Origin of the sequence: Novosphingobium sp. CCH12-A3 (genome assembly GCF_001556015.1) — a bacterium.
Lineage (GTDB): Bacteria > Pseudomonadota > Alphaproteobacteria > Sphingomonadales > Sphingomonadaceae > Novosphingobium > Novosphingobium subterraneum.
Map to the genome: position 1 here is coordinate 1 of NZ_LSIA01000314.1, position 20,074 is coordinate 20,074.

19 protein-coding genes are annotated in these 20,074 nt (G+C 63.3%); 10 read left to right on the top strand and 9 right to left on the bottom strand.

Annotated elements, in window-relative coordinates; genetic code table 11:
• Positions 1 to 52: 52 nt before the first annotated feature.
• Genes AX703_RS27070 through AX703_RS25860 form a run of 3 tightly spaced genes read right to left on the bottom strand, consistent with a single transcriptional unit; the run spans position 53 to position 3,791 of the window.
• A complete protein-coding gene (locus AX703_RS27070; RefSeq protein WP_052242490.1) occupies positions 53 to 994 on the bottom strand; it encodes a glycosyltransferase family 2 protein in 942 nt (313 codons plus the stop codon).
• Positions 991 to 2,271 (bottom strand): nitric oxide synthase oxygenase, encoded by a 1,281-nt coding sequence (locus AX703_RS25855; protein WP_052242491.1) that lies wholly within the window; start codon positions 2,269 to 2,271, stop codon positions 991 to 993. The genes AX703_RS27070 and AX703_RS25855 overlap by 4 nt, the downstream gene beginning before the upstream one ends.
• On the bottom strand, positions 2,268 to 3,791 hold the full coding sequence (locus AX703_RS25860) for a radical SAM protein (protein WP_062348342.1): 1,524 nt from the start codon (positions 3,789 to 3,791) through the stop codon (positions 2,268 to 2,270). Before AX703_RS25860 ends, AX703_RS25855 begins: the two co-directional genes overlap by 4 nt.
• A 54-nt stretch (positions 3,792 to 3,845) precedes the next feature.
• On the opposite strand from AX703_RS25860, the gene AX703_RS25865 reads away from it, so the two are divergent.
• Positions 3,846 to 4,193, top strand: a complete 348-nt coding sequence (locus tag AX703_RS25865) for a DUF4019 domain-containing protein (protein WP_062348344.1) — start codon at positions 3,846 to 3,848, stop codon at positions 4,191 to 4,193.
• Between the two features lie 45 nt (positions 4,194 to 4,238).
• On the opposite strand, the gene phbB is transcribed toward AX703_RS25865, so the two are convergent.
• On the bottom strand, positions 4,239 to 4,961 hold the full coding sequence (gene phbB, locus AX703_RS25870) for an acetoacetyl-CoA reductase (protein WP_062348347.1): 723 nt from the start codon (positions 4,959 to 4,961) through the stop codon (positions 4,239 to 4,241).
• Between the two features lie 153 nt (positions 4,962 to 5,114).
• On the bottom strand, positions 5,115 to 5,900 hold the full coding sequence (locus AX703_RS25875) for a hypothetical protein (RefSeq protein WP_231735711.1): 786 nt from the start codon (positions 5,898 to 5,900) through the stop codon (positions 5,115 to 5,117).
• Between the two features lie 483 nt (positions 5,901 to 6,383).
• On the opposite strand from AX703_RS25875, the gene AX703_RS25880 reads away from it, so the two are divergent.
• The 4 genes from AX703_RS25880 to holA all read left to right on the top strand — a co-directional run bounded on the left by AX703_RS25880 (position 6,384) and on the right by holA (position 10,947).
• The gene (locus tag AX703_RS25880; protein ID WP_369821064.1) at positions 6,384 to 6,791 is read left to right on the top strand and encodes a DUF3576 domain-containing protein; all 408 of its coding nucleotides are present in this window, start codon (positions 6,384 to 6,386) and stop codon (positions 6,789 to 6,791) included.
• A gap of 85 nt (positions 6,792 to 6,876) precedes the next feature.
• Positions 6,877 to 9,426 (top strand): leucine--tRNA ligase, encoded by a 2,550-nt coding sequence (gene leuS / locus AX703_RS25885; protein ID WP_062348349.1) that lies wholly within the window; start codon positions 6,877 to 6,879, stop codon positions 9,424 to 9,426.
• 58 nt (positions 9,427 to 9,484) lie between these two features.
• A complete protein-coding gene (gene lptE, locus AX703_RS25890; RefSeq protein ID WP_174544606.1) occupies positions 9,485 to 9,916 on the top strand; it encodes an LPS assembly lipoprotein LptE in 432 nt (143 codons plus the stop codon).
• Between the two features lie 8 nt (positions 9,917 to 9,924).
• The gene (gene holA, locus AX703_RS25895; RefSeq protein WP_062348351.1) at positions 9,925 to 10,947 is read left to right on the top strand and encodes a DNA polymerase III subunit delta; all 1,023 of its coding nucleotides are present in this window, start codon (positions 9,925 to 9,927) and stop codon (positions 10,945 to 10,947) included.
• Between the two features lie 542 nt (positions 10,948 to 11,489).
• Here holA and AX703_RS25900 read toward each other — a convergent pair.
• A complete protein-coding gene (locus AX703_RS25900) occupies positions 11,490 to 11,762 on the bottom strand; it encodes a hypothetical protein (RefSeq protein ID WP_062348366.1) in 273 nt (90 codons plus the stop codon).
• A 128-nt stretch (positions 11,763 to 11,890) separates the two neighbouring features.
• Entirely contained in the window at positions 11,891 to 12,187 is a 297-nt protein-coding gene (locus AX703_RS25905; RefSeq protein ID WP_039335340.1) for a hypothetical protein, read from the bottom strand.
• Positions 12,188 to 12,301: 114 nt separating this feature from the next.
• On the opposite strand from AX703_RS25905, the gene AX703_RS25910 reads away from it, so the two are divergent.
• Genes AX703_RS25910 through recQ form a run of 4 tightly spaced genes read left to right on the top strand, consistent with a single transcriptional unit; the run spans position 12,302 to position 16,404 of the window.
• Positions 12,302 to 13,495 carry a cation:proton antiporter gene (locus AX703_RS25910; protein WP_062348353.1) on the top strand — a complete coding sequence of 398 codons (1,194 nt, stop codon included), beginning with the start codon at positions 12,302 to 12,304 and terminating at the stop codon, positions 13,493 to 13,495.
• A gap of 24 nt (positions 13,496 to 13,519) precedes the next feature.
• A complete protein-coding gene (locus AX703_RS25915; RefSeq protein ID WP_062348355.1) occupies positions 13,520 to 14,035 on the top strand; it encodes a hypothetical protein in 516 nt (171 codons plus the stop codon).
• A gap of 58 nt (positions 14,036 to 14,093) precedes the next feature.
• Positions 14,094 to 14,552 carry a nuclear transport factor 2 family protein gene (locus AX703_RS25920; protein ID WP_052242495.1) on the top strand — a complete coding sequence of 153 codons (459 nt, stop codon included), beginning with the start codon at positions 14,094 to 14,096 and terminating at the stop codon, positions 14,550 to 14,552.
• Positions 14,553 to 14,604: 52 nt separating this feature from the next.
• Positions 14,605 to 16,404, top strand: coding sequence for a DNA helicase RecQ (gene recQ / locus AX703_RS25925; RefSeq protein ID WP_197423845.1), 1,800 nt, complete (start codon positions 14,605 to 14,607; stop codon positions 16,402 to 16,404).
• 41 nt (positions 16,405 to 16,445) lie between these two features.
• On the opposite strand, the gene AX703_RS25930 is transcribed toward recQ, so the two are convergent.
• Together AX703_RS25930 and AX703_RS25935 are read right to left on the bottom strand one after the other, a co-directional pair.
• The gene (locus AX703_RS25930) at positions 16,446 to 17,438 is read right to left on the bottom strand and encodes a TerC family protein (protein WP_062348357.1); all 993 of its coding nucleotides are present in this window, start codon (positions 17,436 to 17,438) and stop codon (positions 16,446 to 16,448) included.
• Between the two features lie 76 nt (positions 17,439 to 17,514).
• Positions 17,515 to 17,703: a hypothetical protein gene (locus tag AX703_RS25935; protein WP_039335347.1), complete on the bottom strand. Its 189-nt coding sequence runs from the start codon at positions 17,701 to 17,703 to the stop codon at positions 17,515 to 17,517.
• A gap of 808 nt (positions 17,704 to 18,511) precedes the next feature.
• Here AX703_RS25935 and AX703_RS25940 point away from each other — a divergent pair.
• Positions 18,512 to 19,750: a site-specific integrase gene (locus tag AX703_RS25940; RefSeq protein ID WP_013039113.1), complete on the top strand. Its 1,239-nt coding sequence runs from the start codon at positions 18,512 to 18,514 to the stop codon at positions 19,748 to 19,750.
• Positions 19,751 to 20,074: the final 324 nt, after the last annotated feature.

Below are 20,074 nucleotides of genomic sequence, written 5' to 3' on the forward strand. Positions count from 1 at the left end.
CGATATGGTGGCATGACCCAATTGAAACTGCCTCCGGAAAACCCGGGACGCTTCACGGTCCTGCTTTTGACGCACCCGACAGAGCGTCTCTGACGGCGTTCAACAGATCCCTCACAAGGAGAGAGGCGGCGATTGCAGCTCGTTGGCTCCTGATCCTGATCAGCAGGAGCAGTGTGCGCCAACGGATGGACGCAGGTGCACTGGCAGCCTTGGCGCCGAAAAGACGCCATCCATGCACCAAGGGCGAGGCAGCAACCGTCAAGCAGTAGAGCAGCCCGCCAGATCGGCCCGCACCATGAAAACGGTGGAAGGCGTGCGTTTCCCGTGCGACGCGCGCCCACCGTGCGCGCAGGCGCTTCACGTCATCTAGTGCGACATGCATGACGGCAAGGTCGGATGAGAACGTCGGCAGATAGCCCATGGATCGCGCACGTATACACCAATCGCGATCCTCCGAGAGGCCCGTCCTGAAGTCACCAACGCGAAAAAACGTCTCTCGCGATGTCAACAGATTGCCGGAAAGCAGAAGGCCATCAAGGCGGAAGCTGCGCGCGACATCAAAGCCGTACAGTAGGTCGAAGAGCTGCGCCGGATTGATCTTATCGGCAGGTAGCGAGCCTACTGATACCTCGACAGGACCGCCGACAACCGCACCAGGTGTAGCAAGCAGTCGCTCGGCCACGCTTAGCCAATCAGGCTCGGGAAGACAGTCGCAATCGAGAAAGGCGATCAAATCACCTCGCGCCGCGCGCGCGCCAGCGTTACGTGCAGGTCCTGCTCCTACAATAGGTGCTTCGACAAAGGTTATGTCCAGCTGATTGAACCGGGCAGTGACGACTTTGACGCCGTCAACACCACAAGCTGAGCGATTGTCGACGACGATGACCTCAAACGATGGCGTAGCGTCAAGGCGGGTAAGCGCCGCGAGGGTGCAAGAGAGACCCACGGAATCGTCCCTATGCGGGATGATGATGCTGAAGCGCGGCGGTGTCACGCCCGCTGCCAGATGTAGTCTCGGCGTTTGCGCCAGTTGCGCCAGCGCCGCTTCAGCCGCTCATATCGCGTCCGCCATTTGCCATCACGCAGGCTGGTCCGGTCGATTGCAAGGCTGGCGCCATCAATATGACGGCTGACGTAAAAGTTAGGGACTGCCTGAATGTTCGCCATAGGCAGATGGAATGTCGGGCACGCCGCTGCAGCTTGCGGCGGTACGATCCAGGGCCACTCGCCTGAGGGCGTTCTGCCGGCACGATGTTCCAGCTGTGCAAAAGTAACGTACTGATCACTGACGCTGTGGTGATCTGCAATGGTGATCCGGGCTTGCCTGAAACTGTCGAGCACAGCCTGGTTCAGTTCAGTTAGCGTGTGATCCTTCCAGAGAGAGCGCTCTTGCTTATCGGGACTGAAGCCGAAGGCGCGTGCGATGGTGTCAAGCAGATCATAGCGCGTTGGATCGATGAAATTGCGCGATGCGATTTCCGTCGCGACGTAATGCCCACTGAACGGTGCGCAGGGATAGTCGATGCCGCCGATGGTCAGCACCATATTGGTGACGACCGGCACCCCATACCATCGTAGCCCAAGGTCGCTCAGGCCCGGAAAGCTGTTGTGATGAATTGGTACTTCATGCCTGAGGTCCGACGGGATGTTGTAGGCATGTCGCACGCCATCTGCCGTCCGCATGATAAGCGGCAACAGGTCGAAGTTGGTGGGTTGCGCCGGTGCGATCCAGCCAAGCCGCTGAGCGATCTGCGTAAGCTCAATATTCGCTCGATCTCCGATTACAGCACCATCATTCAGCATATAGCCTGCGTATCGAAAGATCTGCGCACTTTCGAATGTAGGCGGCATGGATGCAACGGTCGCGGGCGCGAAGATGGTGATCGCGGATCGCAGCTCGCCGCCGGAAAGGGACTGGCGCAGAGTCATCAGGGTTCGATCGACGACCTCATCACAATCCGTGATCGTCCGGCAATCATTGACCTGCAGGGATTTCCACGTGAGACGCCCCACGCATCGCGCATGATTGCGCCAGGCGACGCGGGCGCCGAACACCAGCTCGTCGGGACTATGCCAATAGGTTCCCTTCTGCCGAATGCTGCGACGAATATCGCGGATACGGAGATCGGCATCTGCTGAACTTTGCCCGGTTTCGGAAGCAAACTGACGGATGAAAGCAACGGCTTCCTCAATCCGTTCCGAGCGCGTAAGACGTCGTAACCGCCTGCGCACCGGATCGGATTGAACAAAGCGATCTGCCTCGTTCGTCACATCAGCCCGTCAAACATGCGCGCCTCATCGCGAAGTGGTCTGCGGTTGATGCCATAGACTGCTTCAAGCACTCGTGCTCGCGCCCTGCGATACTCGGGATGGCGCGAAGGTGTGTAGGCGTAGGAAGCCTTTGCATGACGCTTGTCGATGCCTTTGATCGATAGCCCGGGATAGGAGTTAGCCTCCGCCATCAGCTTGTGCCAAATCGGCGTATCCTCCAAGATCGAGAAGTCATTGAAACGGACACGATCAATGTAGCGCTCATTCCGGACGAGGAAATCGGCGGTCATGGAGAGGTCTTCGGCGGTTTCGCCCGGAAATCCCTGAAACATTGTGCAGCGCACGGAAATCCCAGCCTCGCTGGCATGACGAATGAAGGCTTCGTTGCCTTCAACAGATGAGCCCTTATCCATCAGGTCGAGCACATGCTGGCTGCCTGATTCAAGGCCAAAGCTGACCCGACGCATTCCGGCTCGAGCCGCAGCGCGTAGTTCATTTCTGGACAGGCCATTATCTTGCCGACGGTCGACATGGACGGTCCCGATCCACTGAGCGCCCGGTACGGCCGTCTGCACATGTTCGACCAGTCCACGCAAGAGATGTGGGTTTGAATTGAGCTTGAGGTCCAGAAAAAGGAAGTTGGTTGTGGCGCAGCGCCGCGACTGTTCCCGCATTTCATTGAGGACGGATTCGACGCTCCGTGTCCGGAACGTCCTGCCATTTGCAGAAACGACGTCCGAGCAGAACAGGCAGCGCCCCCACTGGCAACCGCGGCCAGTCATGATCGGCACGATCCGCACCGGATAGCGATCCCACGGGAAATCGGTGAAATCTGGAACCGAAGAGCGATCCAATTCTCTAAATGGTGGCGCGGCAGGCGTGCCCCGCCCGTCGCTCAGGGTGATGCCGGGAACCCCGGACATGTCCTGCTCGGCGAGGATGGCGGTGACGAGTTCGGGCGCGACAATATCGGCCTCACCGCCGTAAATTGCGGTCAAGCCGGGAATGGTGCGCCACGCTTCAGTCGTACCCTTCAAGTTGAAGGCTGGGCCGCCCAATAGCACTGGAACGCTGCGCTCCTTCGCTAAGCGGCACAGCTCTACGACGGTTGCGTGATGCTGAAGATAGGCGGACAGCAACAGGATGTCTGGCCGCTGATCCAACGCGCGGCCAACTTCACGGATCACCGTTTCGTGGGGACGCCTGTGATACCAGTAAAACGCCGATCGCATGGCATTGCGGAACATGATGAGGCCTGGAGTCGTCGAGAGGTGCAGAGCCCGCATCCATTTATGATGCAACCGATCCGGCTTTTCGCGCGCTGCGGCTGGGACGTCGTACGCCAGCGGAACGAGCAGATCAACGCGATGCCCGGCATTTCGCAGCGATGCGACCAGCAACCCCACAGCAAGCGTCGGGAATGAAGCGAAATTGTTGAGATCGACGAGGAGAATGCGTTTGCCGTCATTCGAGGACAGGCGCTTCGCACCGCGTCTGGTCACTATGTCCGACAGCGTCACCTCCGCTCCAGTGTGCAGGTGCAATGTCAGACAGGTATCTGATTCGCCGCGGTTTTGGAATACCTGGGCTCAGGACCCATTGATTGGCTGTGCTCCGCCGAGGCGTTCCTTGCCTTGGTTGACCGTGATGACTGGGCCGCAAGCTGGCAGGCAACGCACAAGTCGTTCCAGTTGCTCAACACCGTGGACTGGTGGGCTAAGGCCTCCGAGGGCGTGCGGGGCCGCGTCGGCAAGCCGATCACGCGCAGGCTCGAGAAGGTCGATTTCACGCCTGCACCGCCCAATGGCTATTGGACCGTGACCTTCAAGGCGCGTTACGCGAAGGCGGGGGAAGTGACCGAAACGCTGCAAATGGCGTCGGAAGACGGCGGCTGGAAGGTGACTGCCATAACCGTCGAGTAAGCAGGCAAAGGCCCCGCCCTCTGCGTGAGGCGGGGCCTTTGCGCATCAGTACATGTGCTGGCCGCCGTTGAGCGACATGGTCGAGCCAGTGACGAAACCGCCCTCGTCCGCCGTGAGGAAGGCGACGCCACGAGCAATTTCCTCTGCGTGGCCGAGCCGGCCCACCGGGATCTTGGCAACGATCTTTTCCAGCACCGGCGCCGGCACGGCGGCAACCATGTCGGTGTCGATGTAGCCCGGCGCGATTGCGTTGACGGTCACGCCGTACTTGGCGCCTTCCTGCGCCAGAGCCTTGGTGAAACCGTGGATGCCGGACTTCGCAGCGGCATAGTTGACCTGGCCGTACTGCCCGGCCTGGCCGTTGATCGAACCGATGTTGACGATGCGGCCCCAGCCGCGCTCGCGCATGCCGGGGAACGTGGCCTTGGCCATGTTGAAGCACCCGCCGAGGTTGATGCGCATCACCTCGTTCCAGTCATCGAAGCTCATCTTGTGGAGCACGCCATCGCGCGTGATGCCGGCATTGTTGACGACGATGTCGATCTCACCGACTTCGGCGGCGATCTGTGCGCAGCCCTTGATCGTGGCTTCATGATCGCCCACGTCAAAGCGGTAGGTGGGAATTCCGGTTTCCGCGGTGAAGGCGCGGGCCTTTTCCTCGTTTCCTGCATAGTTGGCGACAACCGTGCGCCCTTGCGCCTTTAGTGCCAGGCAGATCGCCTGACCGATTCCGCGCGTACCGCCGGTAACCACTGCAACTCGCGACATGCTTTACCCTCCATTGTTCCCTCTCGCGGGTAGGGTAGGTTCATGACGGAGATGCGACAAGTTGCCGAATACGTAAATGCTGCAAAAGAACGAGGAAACACAGCGCAGAATTGCTGCAGCAATGAAGCTAATAGTGTCAGATGCTGACCGCGATCAGAAGCGGAACTGCGTCCCGACATAGACGGCCTGATTGTCCTGCTTGCCATCGGTCAGCGGACGCAGGCGATCACGCTCGGGCGAGTAACGCACGCCCGCGGTGACGTTCAGGTTCTTGGTCAGGCGATAGCTGCCGCCAAGGTCCAGTTGGTAATCGCCCTGGCCCTCAAGAGTGCGCGGCGCGCGACCAGCCTGATCGCGGCCTTCGGCTTCGATCCGGGGCGCAAAGCGGCTGGGCGTCGACGCCGGGCCGGAAGCCTTGAACTTGGCCAAATCGGGCATCTCGATCCGCTGCAGGTCATGCAAAGGCGAAGGTGCGGCAGCTGGCGATGCGAAGCTGGCGTAGCCACGGGCCATGCCGAGGTTGAACGCCATCGGCGCGATGCGGACCGGCGAAGCCCCCGGCTGTGCCGTATCGGCCATTGCGGTGCGGACCGCGAAGTTCGACGAATTCAGCGCATCGACACGGACCGCAACGGTAACCGAGCGAGTCGGCCGGGTATCGGTGCCGGTGGGCGTGAAGCGGAACAGCTTGCCGTTCTTGAGCGCACGAACGGTGATTTGCGAAGCAAGGCGTTCGTCAACCGAGGCCGGCGTGAAAGAACCGATGCCACCGCGCGCCGCAAGGCTGACGGGCGCCATGTCGAAACCGCTGGAGAAAGCCGAGGTGACCGTTGGCGAAAGGGCAAGACCCACCACGACCGCCAGCCCTAGCGTCACAGGCGCGCGCAGGCGGCGGCGCATCGCACCCTTACCTGCAGCCCTGTTGCCGTTGCCGACCATGATACGTCCGTTCTACCCCAACCCGGGCTGTAATCCGCCCCATTATGCTACCGAGAGCGGCTTGCCGTCATAACGACTCCGCGCACCACTCGGACTGTTCTGTGCAATACCTCTAATGCGTGAAGGTTTCCAGTCCCACACCAGATAGAAGTAGCGGCGGAAGACTCTTCCTTGTGAGGTGTGGCGCAATATCCACAGGTGCCTGGCAAGCGACTGCGCTTTGCCGCTGTGCAGGACATGTGATGTTCAGTCACGGTTCACGCGGGCCTTGACCATTTGGCCACGCAATTTCGTGCCTCGTTCATCGTGCTTGCCGCATGGCGCGCGCCGGTGATAGAGGCTCTTTCGATCACGCGCGTTCACATGCGCGCAAACCTGCGGCAATGCCCGGAAACGGCATGCCCGCAAGCCAAGGACTGTTTCGTAGTGACCATGACCGTCAAGACCGCGCAGAGCACCCGCAAGCTGATTCTTCGTGGGCTGATGATCGGGACCATGGCCCTGGCTGTCACCGCCTGCGGCAAGAAGGAGCGCCCGCGGGCGGATCTCGCCGCCAGCCAGGTGACCACGATCGGCGCCAACGCCTACCTGTGGCGCGCAACGCTCGATGCGCTTTCGTTCATGCCTCTGCTGCAGACTGACAGCAACGGCGGCGTGATCGTGACCGATTGGTATGCCAACCCCAAGAACCCGGGCGAGCGCGTCAAGGTGACTGTCTCGATCGTCGACCAGGACTTGCGCGCCGATGCGCTGCGCGTTGCCGCCAGCCGTCAGGTCTCGCAGAACGGCCAGTGGATTGATGCCCCTGTCCAGGCCGCCACCGTGCAGAAGCTCGAAGACATCATCCTGAGCAAGGCGCGCGATCTGCGCCGCGCCGCAATCACGGGATAAGGCGCCGGTCCAGAGCAAAGGGCCGGCCTGATCTGCCGAGAGGCGAATCTTGCGTGTCGCGCCAGCGCTCCCTAGAGGAGCGCGCATGACCGAGAACACTGCTCCCGCCAGCTCTGCTCCTGAGCGCTTCGATCCCGCAATCGCCGACACCCGCTGGCAGCAGGTGTGGGACAGCCGCCAGTCGTTCCGCGCCGACGATTCCAGCACCAAGCCTCGCAGCTACGTGCTGGAGATGTTTCCCTATCCCTCGGGCCGCATCCACATCGGCCACGTGCGCAATTACACGATGGGCGACGTACTGGCGCGCTACAAGCGGATGCGCGGATTCGAGGTGCTGCACCCGATGGGGTGGGACGCCTTCGGCATGCCGGCGGAAAACGCCGCCATGGAAAAGGGCGTCCACCCCGGTGGCTGGACGCGCGACAACATCGCCAACATGAAGGCGCAGCTGAAGCGCCTTGGCTTCGCGCTCGACTGGAGCCGCGAGATCGCGACCTGCGAGCCGGAGTATTACGGCCACGAACAGTCACTTTTCCTCGACCTCTTCGCAGCCGGCCTGGTCTACCGCAAGGAATCGACGGTCAACTGGGACCCGGTCGACATGACCGTGCTGGCCAACGAGCAGGTGATCGACGGACGCGGCTGGCGTTCGGGCGCTCTGGTCGAAAAGCGCAAGCTCAACCAGTGGTTCCTCAAGATCACCGACTTTGCCGACGAATTGCTCGAAGGCCTCTCGACGCTCGACAAGTGGCCCGAGAAGGTCCGCGTGATGCAGGAGAACTGGATCGGCAAGAGCCAGGGCCTGCAGTTCCGCTTCGACCTTTCCAATGGCGAGAGCGTGGAGGTCTACACCACCCGCCCCGACACGATCTTCGGCGCAAGCTTCGTTGCCGTCGCTGCGGACCATCCGATCGCGCAGGGTGTCGCGGCGGTAAACTGCGAAGCAGCCAATTTCATCGCGCTGTGCAAGAAGGGCGGCACCACCGCCGCCGAACTGGAAACGGCCGAGAAGCTGGGCTTCGACACCGGCATCGGCGCGAAGCACCCGCTGACGGGCAAGTACCTGCCGGTCTACATCGCCAACTTCGTGCTGATGGAATACGGCACCGGTGCGATCATGGCCGTGCCGGGGCACGACCAGCGCGACTTTGATTTCGCCACCAAATACGGCCTGCCGATCCTCCGGGTGGTTGCCTCCGATCCGGCAGATGCCGACAAGCCTTTTGCCGGTGAAGCCGAGGCCGGCGACGGCGTTCTGGTCAACTCCGACTTCCTCAATGGCATGAACGTCGCCGAGGCCAAGGCTGCGGTCATCGGCCGCGCACAGAGCGAAGGCTGGGGCGAAGGCAAGACGGTGTGGCGCCTGCGCGACTGGGGCGTCTCGCGCCAGCGCTATTGGGGAACGCCGATCCCGTTCGTGCACTGCGAGGTGTGTGGCGTTGTGCCGGTGCCCAAGAAGCAGCTGCCCGTGACCTTGCCCGAGGATGTCAGCTTCGACGTGCCCGGCAACCCGCTTGACCGGCATCCGACGTGGAAGCATGTCGATTGCCCGCAATGCGGCCATCCCGCCCGGCGCGAGACCGATACGCTCGACACTTTCGTCGATTCGTCGTGGTACTTCCTGCGCTTTGCCAGCCAGCCGGAAGATCGCCCGTTCGATCCCGAAGAAATCAACCGCTGGATGCCGGTGGAGCAGTACATTGGCGGGATCGAGCATGCGATCCTGCACTTGCTTTACGCGCGCTTCTGGACCCGTGCGCTCGCCCGCATCGGCAAGATCGAGGTGACGGAACCGTTCGGCAGCCTGTTCACCCAAGGCATGGTCACGCACGAGACATACGAGCGCCGGAATCCCGAGAATGGTCAGCCGGTGTTCTACTCGCCCACCGAAGTTGAACGCAGCAGTGATGGCGCAACGCTGAAAGCTGACGGTGCGCCGGTCGAGGTCGGCCGGGTCATCAAGATGTCCAAGTCCAAGAAGAACGTCGTGGACCCGGACGAGATCGTAGCAAAGTACGGTGCTGACGCGATCCGCTGGTTCATGCTGTCGGATTCTCCGCCCGAGCGCGACCTGCCGTGGTCGGAAGCCGGGATCGAGGGTTGCGCACGCTTCGTTCAGCGTTTGTGGCGCCTGTTCGGCCAGTACGACGCTGCCGCAGTGGGTGAAGACAAGGCGCTGGACCGCAAGGCGCACCAGACCGTCCACGCGGTTGCCTCCGACATCGAGGCATTGGGCTTCAACAAGGCCGTGGCGCGGATCTACGAACTGACCGGCGCGATTGAAAAGGCTGCGCCTTCGGCCAGCCGCTCCGCCGCGATCAGGAAGGTCCTGCTGCTCGTCGCGCCGATGATGCCGCATCTTGCCGAAGAAGCGCATGCGCGCTTCGGTACCGGCTTGATCGCCGACGAGGCCTGGCCCGAAGTCGATCCGGCATTGCTGGTCGATGATGAAGTCACCGTTGCCATCCAGGTCAAGGGCAAGCTTCGCGATACCCTGACTGTGGCCAAGGGGACGCCGAAGGAAGACCTCGAACGCCTTGCCCTCGCTTCCGAGAAAGTGCAGCGTGCACTTGAAGGGGCGGAAGTGAAGAAGGTGATCGTCGTGCCTGACCGTCTGGTGAATCTTGTCGCCTGAGCGCCTCGTCCGGATTCTCGCGCCGCTTGCGCTGCTCTCCGGTTGCGGTCTGCAGCCAATGTACGCAGGCGGCGGCAAGGGCGAGGTGGCGCGGGCGCTTGCCGACGTCACCATCTCGCCGATCGAGGGGCAGTCCGGCTGGCTTGTCCGCAATGCGCTTGTCGACCGATTGGGCGCTGGCGCGGCAGGGACCGGCGCCCGCTATCGTCTTGATGTCCGGCTGGACGATCGCGTGGAGGGGCTTGGCCAGCTTTCCAACGACGCCATCACGCGCGAACGCCGTACCCTGCGCGCCCGCTACCAGCTGGTTGACACGCAGAACGGTGAGGTCGTCCTTGATGCGACCGCGGGATCGGACGCCGGGTTCGACGTGGTCAACAGCGAATACGCGGTGATCGCGGCCGAACAGACGGCGCTTGAAAACCTGTCACAGGAAGTGGCCGACCAGATCGTCACACGCGTCTCGGTCCGCCTGCGCAAGCGCTCCTGAGACGGGGCGTGAAGGTTACCCAGAAAAACTTTTCGGCAAGTGCGGCGCGCGCGGTAAATGACTGCCGCATCTTCTATTTCTGCGGGCCGGATGAATCCGGTGCCAGCGATGCCGCCGCGAAGATCGCAGGCATGTTGGGCGAGGCCGAGAAGGTCGATCTGAGCGGAGCCGAACTCAAGCGCGACCCGGTGCGCCTCGCCGACGAGGCGCGCTCGGTTTCGCTGTTCGGCGACAGGCGGATCATCCATGTCCGGGCGACCGGCGACGATGCGCACGACGCCGTCGAAACCCTGCTGCAAAGCCCTGTCGACGGCTGGCCTGTCCTGATCGTCGCCAGTTCGGCCACGGACAAGTCGCGCATTGCGAAATTGCTGGAAAGCCGCGCCGATGCGCTGGTCGGCATGTTCCATCCGCCAGACCTCAAATCGGTCGCCAGTGCGATCCGGAGTTCGGCCGATGCGATGGGTGTGCGCATGACGGACGAGCTGTCGGAGCGAGTCGCGCGCGCGACTGCGCTCGATACGCGCATGGCCCGAAGCGAGCTTGAAAAGATCGCTCTCTATCTCGATGCCAGCCCGCAGGCGCCGCGAACAGCGACGGCGGCTGACCTCGACGAAGTCTGCGCCGTCAGCGAGGACGACGGCATGATGCCGTTGGTCAACGCCGTTCTTGGCGGTGAGGTGCGGCGCATTCCCGCCGAGCTATCCCGCATGCGCGAACAGGGCATGAACCCGGTCGGGCTGGTCCTCGCACTTGAACGCCGCGCCGGGCAGTTGGTCCAACTCGCTGGTCGGCTTGGGGAACGCGGAGACGTAAATGCTTTCATGCAACAGGAAAGCGATGCGCGTCGGGTGTTTTTCCGTGACCGCGCCGACCTGACCCAGCAGCTCAAGCGCTGGCGCGGTCCGCGGCTAGTCCGCCTGTGCCAAAGACTCGTTCAGCTGCATCGCGTGCTGATTGCCGACAACAGGAACGGGGAACTGGCGCTGGCTCAGGGCCTTACGGAAATTGCGCGGGCCGCAGCACGATGATGTCTGGCGCAATGCCTTCGTTTTCAGGTGCCCCTGTGGCATAGAGGCTAGGAAAATCCTTGCCCGGCGGACGGCATCACTGTCCTAGAGTGGAGCCGCAAGTCAGGTTTGGTGACGGCAGGGATCGGGCCCGAGCGACAGGGGTTCATGTTGGCGGAGGGCCTTCAGGTGCTACGATGCCCGGCCACGAAAGCCTGGAGACCACACAGATCTCCACCCGGGTCTCGGCCTTGAAGCTTCCCGATATCCACGCCGCCGCGCCTCCCGGCGCGCCTTGTCCTTGACCGCCATGTTCGATGCCGCGCTCGATAGCGAAGGCGGGAGGCTGCATGGCGCATGCTATCCGCGCGCGTTCCTCTGCGTCGCGCATCCAGCCAAGAACCGCCACAAGGGCAGATCCGCCGTTCGTACGCAACCCGCAGCCGCCCTATGCACGCCAAAATGCCCGGCTCGGCTCGCTTGGGAAAAGCCTCGTCAGTGTCGCTGGAGTGCGTCAAGCGGATCGATTGTCCGCATCGGAGGCGGCTATGTGGATGAACGGGTTACTGCAAGCGGCTTGCCGCCACCCGCGCCATTGCCCGCCGCCTCAGGTAGTCGGCCTCAATGTCCGAACCTTCGGCTTGTCCTCCCATAATACCCAGCGCCGCGCCCAGGCCATGCGCGGCGAGTTCTCCCAGCGCGGCGTCGGTGTCCTGTCCCAGTTCAGCCGCCAATGTCTTGAGCACGCGCGCCATCTCGGCGAACTCCACTTCGCTTTCCCACGCCGCCTTGCATTCCTCGCGGCGAACGAAGCTGTCGCGCATCTCGAAGCCCATGACCATTCTCCTCTCGCGGCGGACCAACCCGCCATGAGGAGAAGCTGTCAGGCCTCGGCAAACTCTCGCTTAACCGACCGCAGCGCACCTTGCCGGAACCGCGCAATGGTTAAGCGGTAAGATTCCTGTCAGCCGAGTCTTACCGGAGACGGATCGCCACGCTCCTCGATCAGCTTTGCCCGCGCATTCGCCCGGCAGCGCAGGTAGTCGGCCTCGACATCGCGCCCGGCCAGTTGTGCAAGGTGACTGAGCGCTACGCCGAGCCCGCGTTCGGCAAGCACCCCCAGCATCGGCTCGACTGGCACGGCAAGCTCCGCCGCCAAGGCCTTCAGGGCCCGCACCATCTCCGCAAATTCGAACTCCGTCAGCCTTGCGGATTCGTATTCTTCCTTGCGCAACAGGGCCTTGCCGAGGTCAAAGGTCATGGGCCAACTCCTCCAGGCAGGATATGGCCCTTGAGATCAGTTGGACAAGCCGCCGCATCCTTGCATAGACGACGGCAACTCGGGGGATAGACGGTGACGGCAATTGCGCCCGCGATGGGCACGACGGAAGTGTTCCTGATCGCGCTGACGATCATCCTCGCCGTACCCTATCTGGTCTGGCGCCTGCTGCGAACCGACTACTGGGCGCCGCTCGTCGTCGTGCAGATCATCGGGGGCATCCTGCTTGGTCCAGGCGTGCTGGGTGCGGCATTTCCTGACTATTACGCCTTCGTCTTCAACCCGCAGGTCATCGGTTCGCTGAACGGCATCGCCTGGTGGGCGGTGATGATGTTCGTCTTCGCGGCGGGGCTTGAGCTTGACCTGACCGATGCCTGGGCCAATCGCCGCGAAACCGCAATCACCGCTGCGGGCGCACTGATCACGCCGCTGCTGTTCGGCGCGGCTGCTGCCGCATTGCTCCTGCAGACGCCGGGCTGGATCGGCCCCAAGGGCAGCTATGCGCAAGTCGTCCTCGGCATCGGCATGGCCTGCGCCGTCACCGCGCTGCCGATCCTCGTCCTGCTGATGGAAAAGCTCGGTATCTTCCGCGAACCCTTGGGCCAGCGCATCCTGCGCTACGCCAGCCTTGATGACGTGGCGATCTGGGGCGTCCTCGCGCTGATCTTGGTCGATTGGGAGCGCGTCGGGCGTCAGGGCATCTTCCTTGCGACCTTCGCCGTGGCCTCGTGGGCCGTGCGGGCCCTGTTCCGCCGCCTGTCCGAGAACGATCGCTGGTACGTCTCGCTGATCTGGCTTGCCATGGTCGGCTTTGCCGCGGACTGGTCCGGCCTGCACTTCATGGTCGGCGCGTTTCTAGCAGGGGCGGTGCTCGATGCGCAGTGGTTCACGCGCGAGCGGCTCGACGGCTTCCGCCAGTTCCTGTTGCTTGCCGTCATGCCGGTGTTCTTCCTCTCGACGGGTCTGCGCACCAAGTGGGACGTCGGCGGCCTTGCCGTGTTTGGCGCCGCCTTCCTGTTCCTCGTCGCCTCGGTCGCGGGCAAGCTTGTCGGCGTGCGCATCGCCGGACGCCTGCTCGGCTGGGCCAGGGGCGAGGCCTCGATCATCGGCTGGCTGCTGCAGACCAAGGCGCTGATCATGATCATCTTCGTCAATGTCCTGCTCGACAAGGGCATCGTCACCAACGAGACCTTCACCGCCTTGCTGCTGATGGCGGTGATGAGCACGATGCTGACCGTCCCGCTGGTCACCCCCAGGCTGAAGGCGCTGGCCAAGCCAACGCTCCATTAACGCCGGCGCGATAGGATCGGCGGCATGGAACCCGTCGATCTTCTCATGGCTGGCGTTGCCGCACTCGTGCTCGGCATGTGCTGGTGCCTGTACCACGGCGTCACGCTGCTCACTGGCTCGCAGGTCGCCGTCGCCCATGTCTGGCGCGGCGGCTACAGCGATCTCGAGCGGCTGGACGACTTCGTCCACCTGCAGCAATCGATCGGCACCCTGCGCGGCTTCGACATCCGCGATGGCGAGGGCAAGCGCTGGATCGAGGACGAGGTCGTCTTCGAAACAGCCGAGGGCACCCGCGTTCATGCCATGGTCGGTCGGCAGGTGCAGCGGTCGTGGAAGCCCTCCAGCGTGTTCCGCATCTGGTACCGCCGCGATGATCCGCAGCGCGTCACTGCCTATGGCCCGGGATACTGGTTCACGATGGCCCTGCTAACCTCCGCTGCGCTCTATGCCACGTTCGCCTGGGGCATAGACTGGGCGCGAACTGGCCAGCCCCCACAATGGCTGGTCGATCTTTCGGCCGCCGAAGTCTCGCACAAGTAAGAGTGGCGCAGGCGCGCAATCTCGCTTCTCCTGTCGCAAAATACCGGAGAGGCCCTGCATGTCCGTCATCGACCCCGTCACCCGCCTGATCGCCATCGAGGAAATCAAGCAGCTCAAGGCGCGCTATTTCCGCTGCATGGACACCAAGGACTACACTGGCCTGCGTGCTGTCTTTGCCGACGACGCGGTGTTCGATGCCTCCTGCTCGCTCTCCATCGAACCCGCTGAGGACGCGGAGAACTGGACGCATGCGGGCGGTGACGCCATCGCCGCCTTCGTCGAGGCCGCAGTCGCCCCCTTGCGCACCGTCCACCACGGCCACTGCCACGAAATCGAACTGCTCTCCGAAAGCGAAGCGCGCGGCGTCATCGCCATGGAGGACCAGATCTGGGACGCCGACGGCAAGCCTTTCCTCCACGGCATGGGCCACTACCACGAAACCTACCGCAAGGAGGCAGGCGGCTGGAAGATCGTGACGAGCCGCATAAGCCGCCTGCATGTGATCGTCGGCGAGTAACTTGGGCGCATCCGGCGTGGAATGACTGCGCACGATCTGCCATAGCGCTGGCGTGAACATCGCCGACACCGCATTCCCGGAATCCGAAATCCTCGATCGTCTCCACGCGATATTCGGCTTCAACGCCTTTCGCGGCGTGCAAGCGGACGTGGTCGAGCGCGCGCTGGCGGGTCGCTCGACGCTCGCCGTCATGCCCACCGGCGCGGGCAAGTCGCTGACCTATCAGCTGCCAGCCGTCATGCTGCCGGGCACCTGCGTCGTCGTCTCGCCGCTGATTGCGCTGATGCATGACCAGCTGCGCAGCGCCACCGCCAACGGCATCCGCGCCGCCACGCTGACCAGCGTAGATATTGACCGGGGCCAGACCATCGACCGGTTCCTGTCGGGCGATCTCGATCTGCTCTACGTCGCCCCCGAACGCGCCAGCCAGCCGCATTTCCTCGAGATGCTCATCCGCGGCCGCGTCGCCATGTTCGCCATCGACGAGGCGCACTGCGTCTCCGAGTGGGGCCACGACTTCCGCCCCGATTACCGCCTCCTGCGTCCGCTGATGGACGCTTTCCCGGACGTGCCGCGCCTCGCGCTGACTGCCACTGCTGACCGCCACACCCGCGCCGACATCCTCACCCAGCTGGGCATCCCGGAAGAGGGCCTGATCGTTGCCGGGTTTGACCGGCCCAACATCCGCTACGCCATCACGGCGCGCGACAATCCCTTGCGCCAGCTGATGACGGTCATCGCCGAAAACCCCGGCCCCGGCATCGTCTATGCCCCCACCCGCGCGCAGGTGGAAAAGCTCAGCCAGCAGCTGCAGGCCAGCGGTCGCCCCGTCCTGCCCTATCACGCCGGGCTCGATCCGCAGGTAAGGGCCGACAATCAGGCGCGCTTCGTCGCCTCCGAAGACATGGTCATGGTGGCGACGGTCGCCTTCGGCATGGGGATCGACAAGCCCGACGTGCGCTTCGTTGCCCACGCCGCATGCCCGAAATCGATCGAAAGCTATTACCAGGAAACCGGCCGTGCCGGGCGCGATGGCGATCCTTCCGTGGCAGTCATGCTGTGGGGCGCAGAAGACTTCATGCGCGCCCGCCAGCGCCTCGCCGAAGTCGAAGAGCACCGCCGCGCCGGCGAACGCACGCGGATCGATGCGCTCGCGTCCTTGGTCGAAACCCCGCACTGTCGCCGCGCCCTGCTGCTGCGCCACTTCGGCGAAAACCCGCCACCGTCATGCGGCAATTGCGACAACTGCCTGGAAGCCCCGCGCGTCACTGATGCTACCGAGGTTGCCCGCAAGCTGCTCTCCGCCGTCTACCGCACCGGACAGTCGTTTGGCTTCGGCTACATCGAGAAAGTTCTCACGGGTGTTGCCGACGATCGCGTGACCCAGCGCGGGCACGACCAGCTTTCCGTGTTCGGCATCGTAACCGGCGATGAAGCCCCCCTGCTGCGCCCGCTCGCCCGCGCCCTGCAGGCAAGGGGTGCCTTGGTGGCCACGGAACACGGCGGCCTTGCCCTGGGCGGCGATGCCCGCGCCATCCTGAAGGGCGAAGCGGACGTGCCCCTCGTCCTCGTGCCGAAGAAGGAAGGCCGCTCAGGTCGCCGCCGCAGCGGTACAGGGGCGGCACTGAACCCTGTGGGCGATCCCCTGTTCGATGCCCTGCGCAATCTTCGCCGCGATCTCGCGCGCGAAAATGGCGTGCCCCCTTACGTCATCTTCCACGATTCCGTGCTGCGCGAGATGGCGGCTACGCGCCCGGGCAGCCTCACCGAACTCGGCCAGATCGGCGGTGTCGGCTCGCGCAAGCTTGATGCCTATGGCGATCGTTTCCTCGAAGTGATCCGGCAGTGGTAAGCTGAAAGCAAAACCCCCTCCCGGTCAGGGGAGGGGCATGCTCAGTTGATCGTGCCCGAGGCAATCGGCTCGGCCGGATCGTGCAGGGGCTGCCCCCGCGTCTTCCACAGCGAATAGGCGACGCCCCCGGCAATCAGCGCGAAAGTGACGCCAAGGCTGAGTACCGGCGGGAACTTGTCACCGAAGATCTTCGAGCCGATGAACACCAGCACGGCGGCCAGCGCATACTTGAGATAGGCGAAGCGGTCGATCATCGCAGCCAGCGCAAAATAGAGTGCGCGCAGGCCGAGGATCGCCATGATGTTCGAGGTATAGACGATGAAGGTATCGGTCGTGATCGCAAAGATCGCCGGGACCGAATCCACCGCGAACACAAGGTCGGCAAGGTTGATGACCACCAGCGCCAGGAACAGCGGCGTAGCGGCGTTGACCATCTTGCCGGTCTTCTCGTCCGGCACCTTCACGAAGAAGTGCTGGTCATGCAGCTCCTTGGTCACGCGCATGTGGCGGCTGATCCAGCGCACCGCGGGATTGTTGCCGATGTCCGGGTCATGGTCGTTGGCGAAGAACATCTTGATGCCGGTGAACACCAGGAACGCGGCAAAGATGTACAGAACCCAGTAGGCCTGTTCGACCAGCGCGGCGCCGCCTGCGATCATCGCGCCGCGCAGGAATATCACGGCGACGATGCCCCACAGCAGGGCACGGTACTGGTACTTGGGCGGAATGGCGAAGAACGTGAAGATCAGGCTGATCACGAAGACATTGTCGATCGACAGTGCCTTCTCGATGAAGAAGCCGGTGTAATACTTCATCCCCAGGTCCGCGCCCTTCTCGGCCCAGACCCACGCGCCGAACAGCAGCGCGATGGTGACGTAGAACGCCGTCAGCTTCAGCGACTCACCGATGCCCATGGCCTTGTCCTCCTTGTGGAGGACGCCAAGGTCAAACGCGGTCAGCGCCACGACAAGGCCGAGGAAGGCTAGCCAGAACCACGCAGGCGTGCCCAGCCAGTCTGCGAAAAGGAACTCCATCAGTCAGACTCCTTGTGCCCCCGCACGTCCCGCAATTGCCTCGGCAATGCTCGGGCCGCGGGGGCGTTCCTCTGTGTCAGACTGTTGCCAAGGACGCCGGAAAACCAGCGGCTTCGGGACGGCGCAGGAACAGTGCCGCAAGCCGCGCCTTCACGGCGTTCTTGAGGCTGCGCAGCCGCAGCACATCCAACGGGTCGCGTGCGATGCGCAGCGCATCGTCCAGCTTCTGGTGACGCTCCATCAGGCGGAAGTAACGATCGGACATTGAAAGTTCCCTTGTCGAAACGGTTGCGTTCGATCGGGAATGCCGAAGCCCGCGAGGCCAAAGTCGGAAACGAGGGGAAGAGACCCGGACCCGCATGACATCGGCATTACCGATGCGGTCCGACATCACGAAGCGCACTGCCGCTATGGCTAGAACGCCGCGCCAGAGGGGCCCGGTCCGCATGAGCAATGTGGAGGGATTTGGTCCGGATTGCAAGAGGGCACGTTGAGCGGGGTCGTTCAGGTAGGTTTCCCTGAAAGGGGTGGCCACCGTCGATCTTCTGCTGGAAACTCCCGGCTCGGCAGGCATAATTCCATCGTCAGTCAGCCAGATCCTGCCATGGACCAACCCCAGCTACACCCGTTCTGGGGCGAACATGCCACATCGCTCAATCACCAGTGCTGCCTCGCAAGTTGTCGCCACGGGCAGCGCGCCAGTTTGGCGAGTTGCGGATGATCGTCTGGGCCGACAGGTGGTGAGGGGGGTCTTCCTGCGGAGCCCGGTTCGTGCCGACGAATCATCCCTCGAAGCGTGGCTCGGCATCGGCAAACCCGTCCCGGGACATGGCGCCGCGGAGCACCTGCCACAGAAATATCCAGCAAAACAATGTCTTTTCTCTGGATCGGCGTTGGCATCTCCGGTCCACGGGTAGAAAGGCTTCATGGGCGATGCGCCGTGAAAGGCCGCCAACTCCACAAGCGCTCGGATGGCTCTAAAGAAACATGTGATAATTGCACTTATCACATAAGCAGATTTGACCGTTCTTTATAAGGTGGGCTACAAGCGCGGCTGAGGAGCGAGGCGCGTCGTGAGCACCGAAACCGCCCGGGAAGGGCCAGAAATCCCCGTAGCGCCGCCTGAGGCTGTCCTGCCGGCCGTCAGGGCGCCGGCCGACCTTGCGTGGACGATCGTGCAGATGCGCGCCGGCGAGCGCATCACCGTCAACGAGGGCCTGATCGCCGCCTATCAGGCCGCTTCATCGCCCCATAGCATCCGTGCGCTCAAGTCCGACGTCGAGGCGTTCGATGCGTGGTGTAGGCGCAACAACCGGATTGCACTGCCGGCCACGCCCGAGACCGTGGCCGATTATCTCGACGCGCGGGCCGGGAAGGGGAGCCGGCCGGCCTCGCTATCCCGCTACAAGGCGTCGATCGCCAAGATCCACCAGCTGCTCGAGCTCAAGGATCCGACGCCGGCGCCGCTGGTGAAGCTGCGGCTCCAGACGGTGCGCCGCGAGAAGGGGGCTGCGCAGAAGCAGGCGCGGCCGCTGCGGTTCAAGGGCCCGGTGCGCGACGTCGAGCGCGACAAGGCGCGGGGGCTCAACATCCGCGCGCTGCTCGAGAGTTGTGGCGAGGATCTGCCGGGGCTGCGTGATCGGGCGCTGCTATCGGCCGCTTATGACACCGGGCTGCGCGCCTCCGAACTGGTGGCGGTCGCCATTGAGCATATTGAGGAGGCGATCGATCCCGAAGCGCGGCTGCTGCAGATTCTGCGTCATAAGGGCGATCAAGACGGGGAGGGGGCGACCGCCTACCTCAGCCCGCGCACCGTCGCGGCGATCGCGGCGTGGACCGAAGCGGCGGGGATCACGACAGGGCCGCTGTTCCGGCGGGTGCAGGTGCGGCGCTACAAGGCGCGGGCAGCCGTGCGCGGTCGGCCGATCGACAGCATCTCGGGCCGGGAGACGTGGGATCTGCGCAAGACGCTGTCCAAGCCGGCGGTGAAGGCGCGCGTCGAATATGACATCGGCACCGTGGCGCTGCACCCGGGCTCGATCGGACCAATCTTTCGGTCGATCATCGGCCGCGCGTTCGACCGTGGCGCGCTGCCCGATTTGACGGCGGACGATCTGGCGCGGTTGCTGAAGGGGATCAGTGCGCACTCGACGCGGATCGGGCTCAATCAGGACCTGTTCGCCAGCGGGGAGGATTTGGCCGGCATCATGGACGCGCTGCGGTGGAAGTCGCCGCGGATGCCGCTCGCTTATAATCGCAATCTCGCGGCAGAGCAGGGGGCGGCGGGGCGCCTTATGGCGAAGATTGGCTAGTCATGACGGCCTAAATAGGTCTTTGGATGATGCCGTGCGACCACACGACGGCGGCAGGTAGATCGAGGGATTTGCGCAGCGGCAAGAACCGGAGAAGGGAGGCTGAGCCCCCGGGGTCTTGAGCTACAACGTTAAGCCTAAGAAACGGGCAGGGGCCTGGTAGCGCGTAGTGTATGAGCGAAGCCACCATCGCTCAAACTCATCAGCACAGTCCAATTTCGAAGAGGAAACAAGAAAGTGGTTCCGGAAACGGTATGGATCTTATCCTGTGTAAACGCTCGCGCTAAATGGCGGCGTTCTGATCGCGCTATTTGTCAGTTGCCG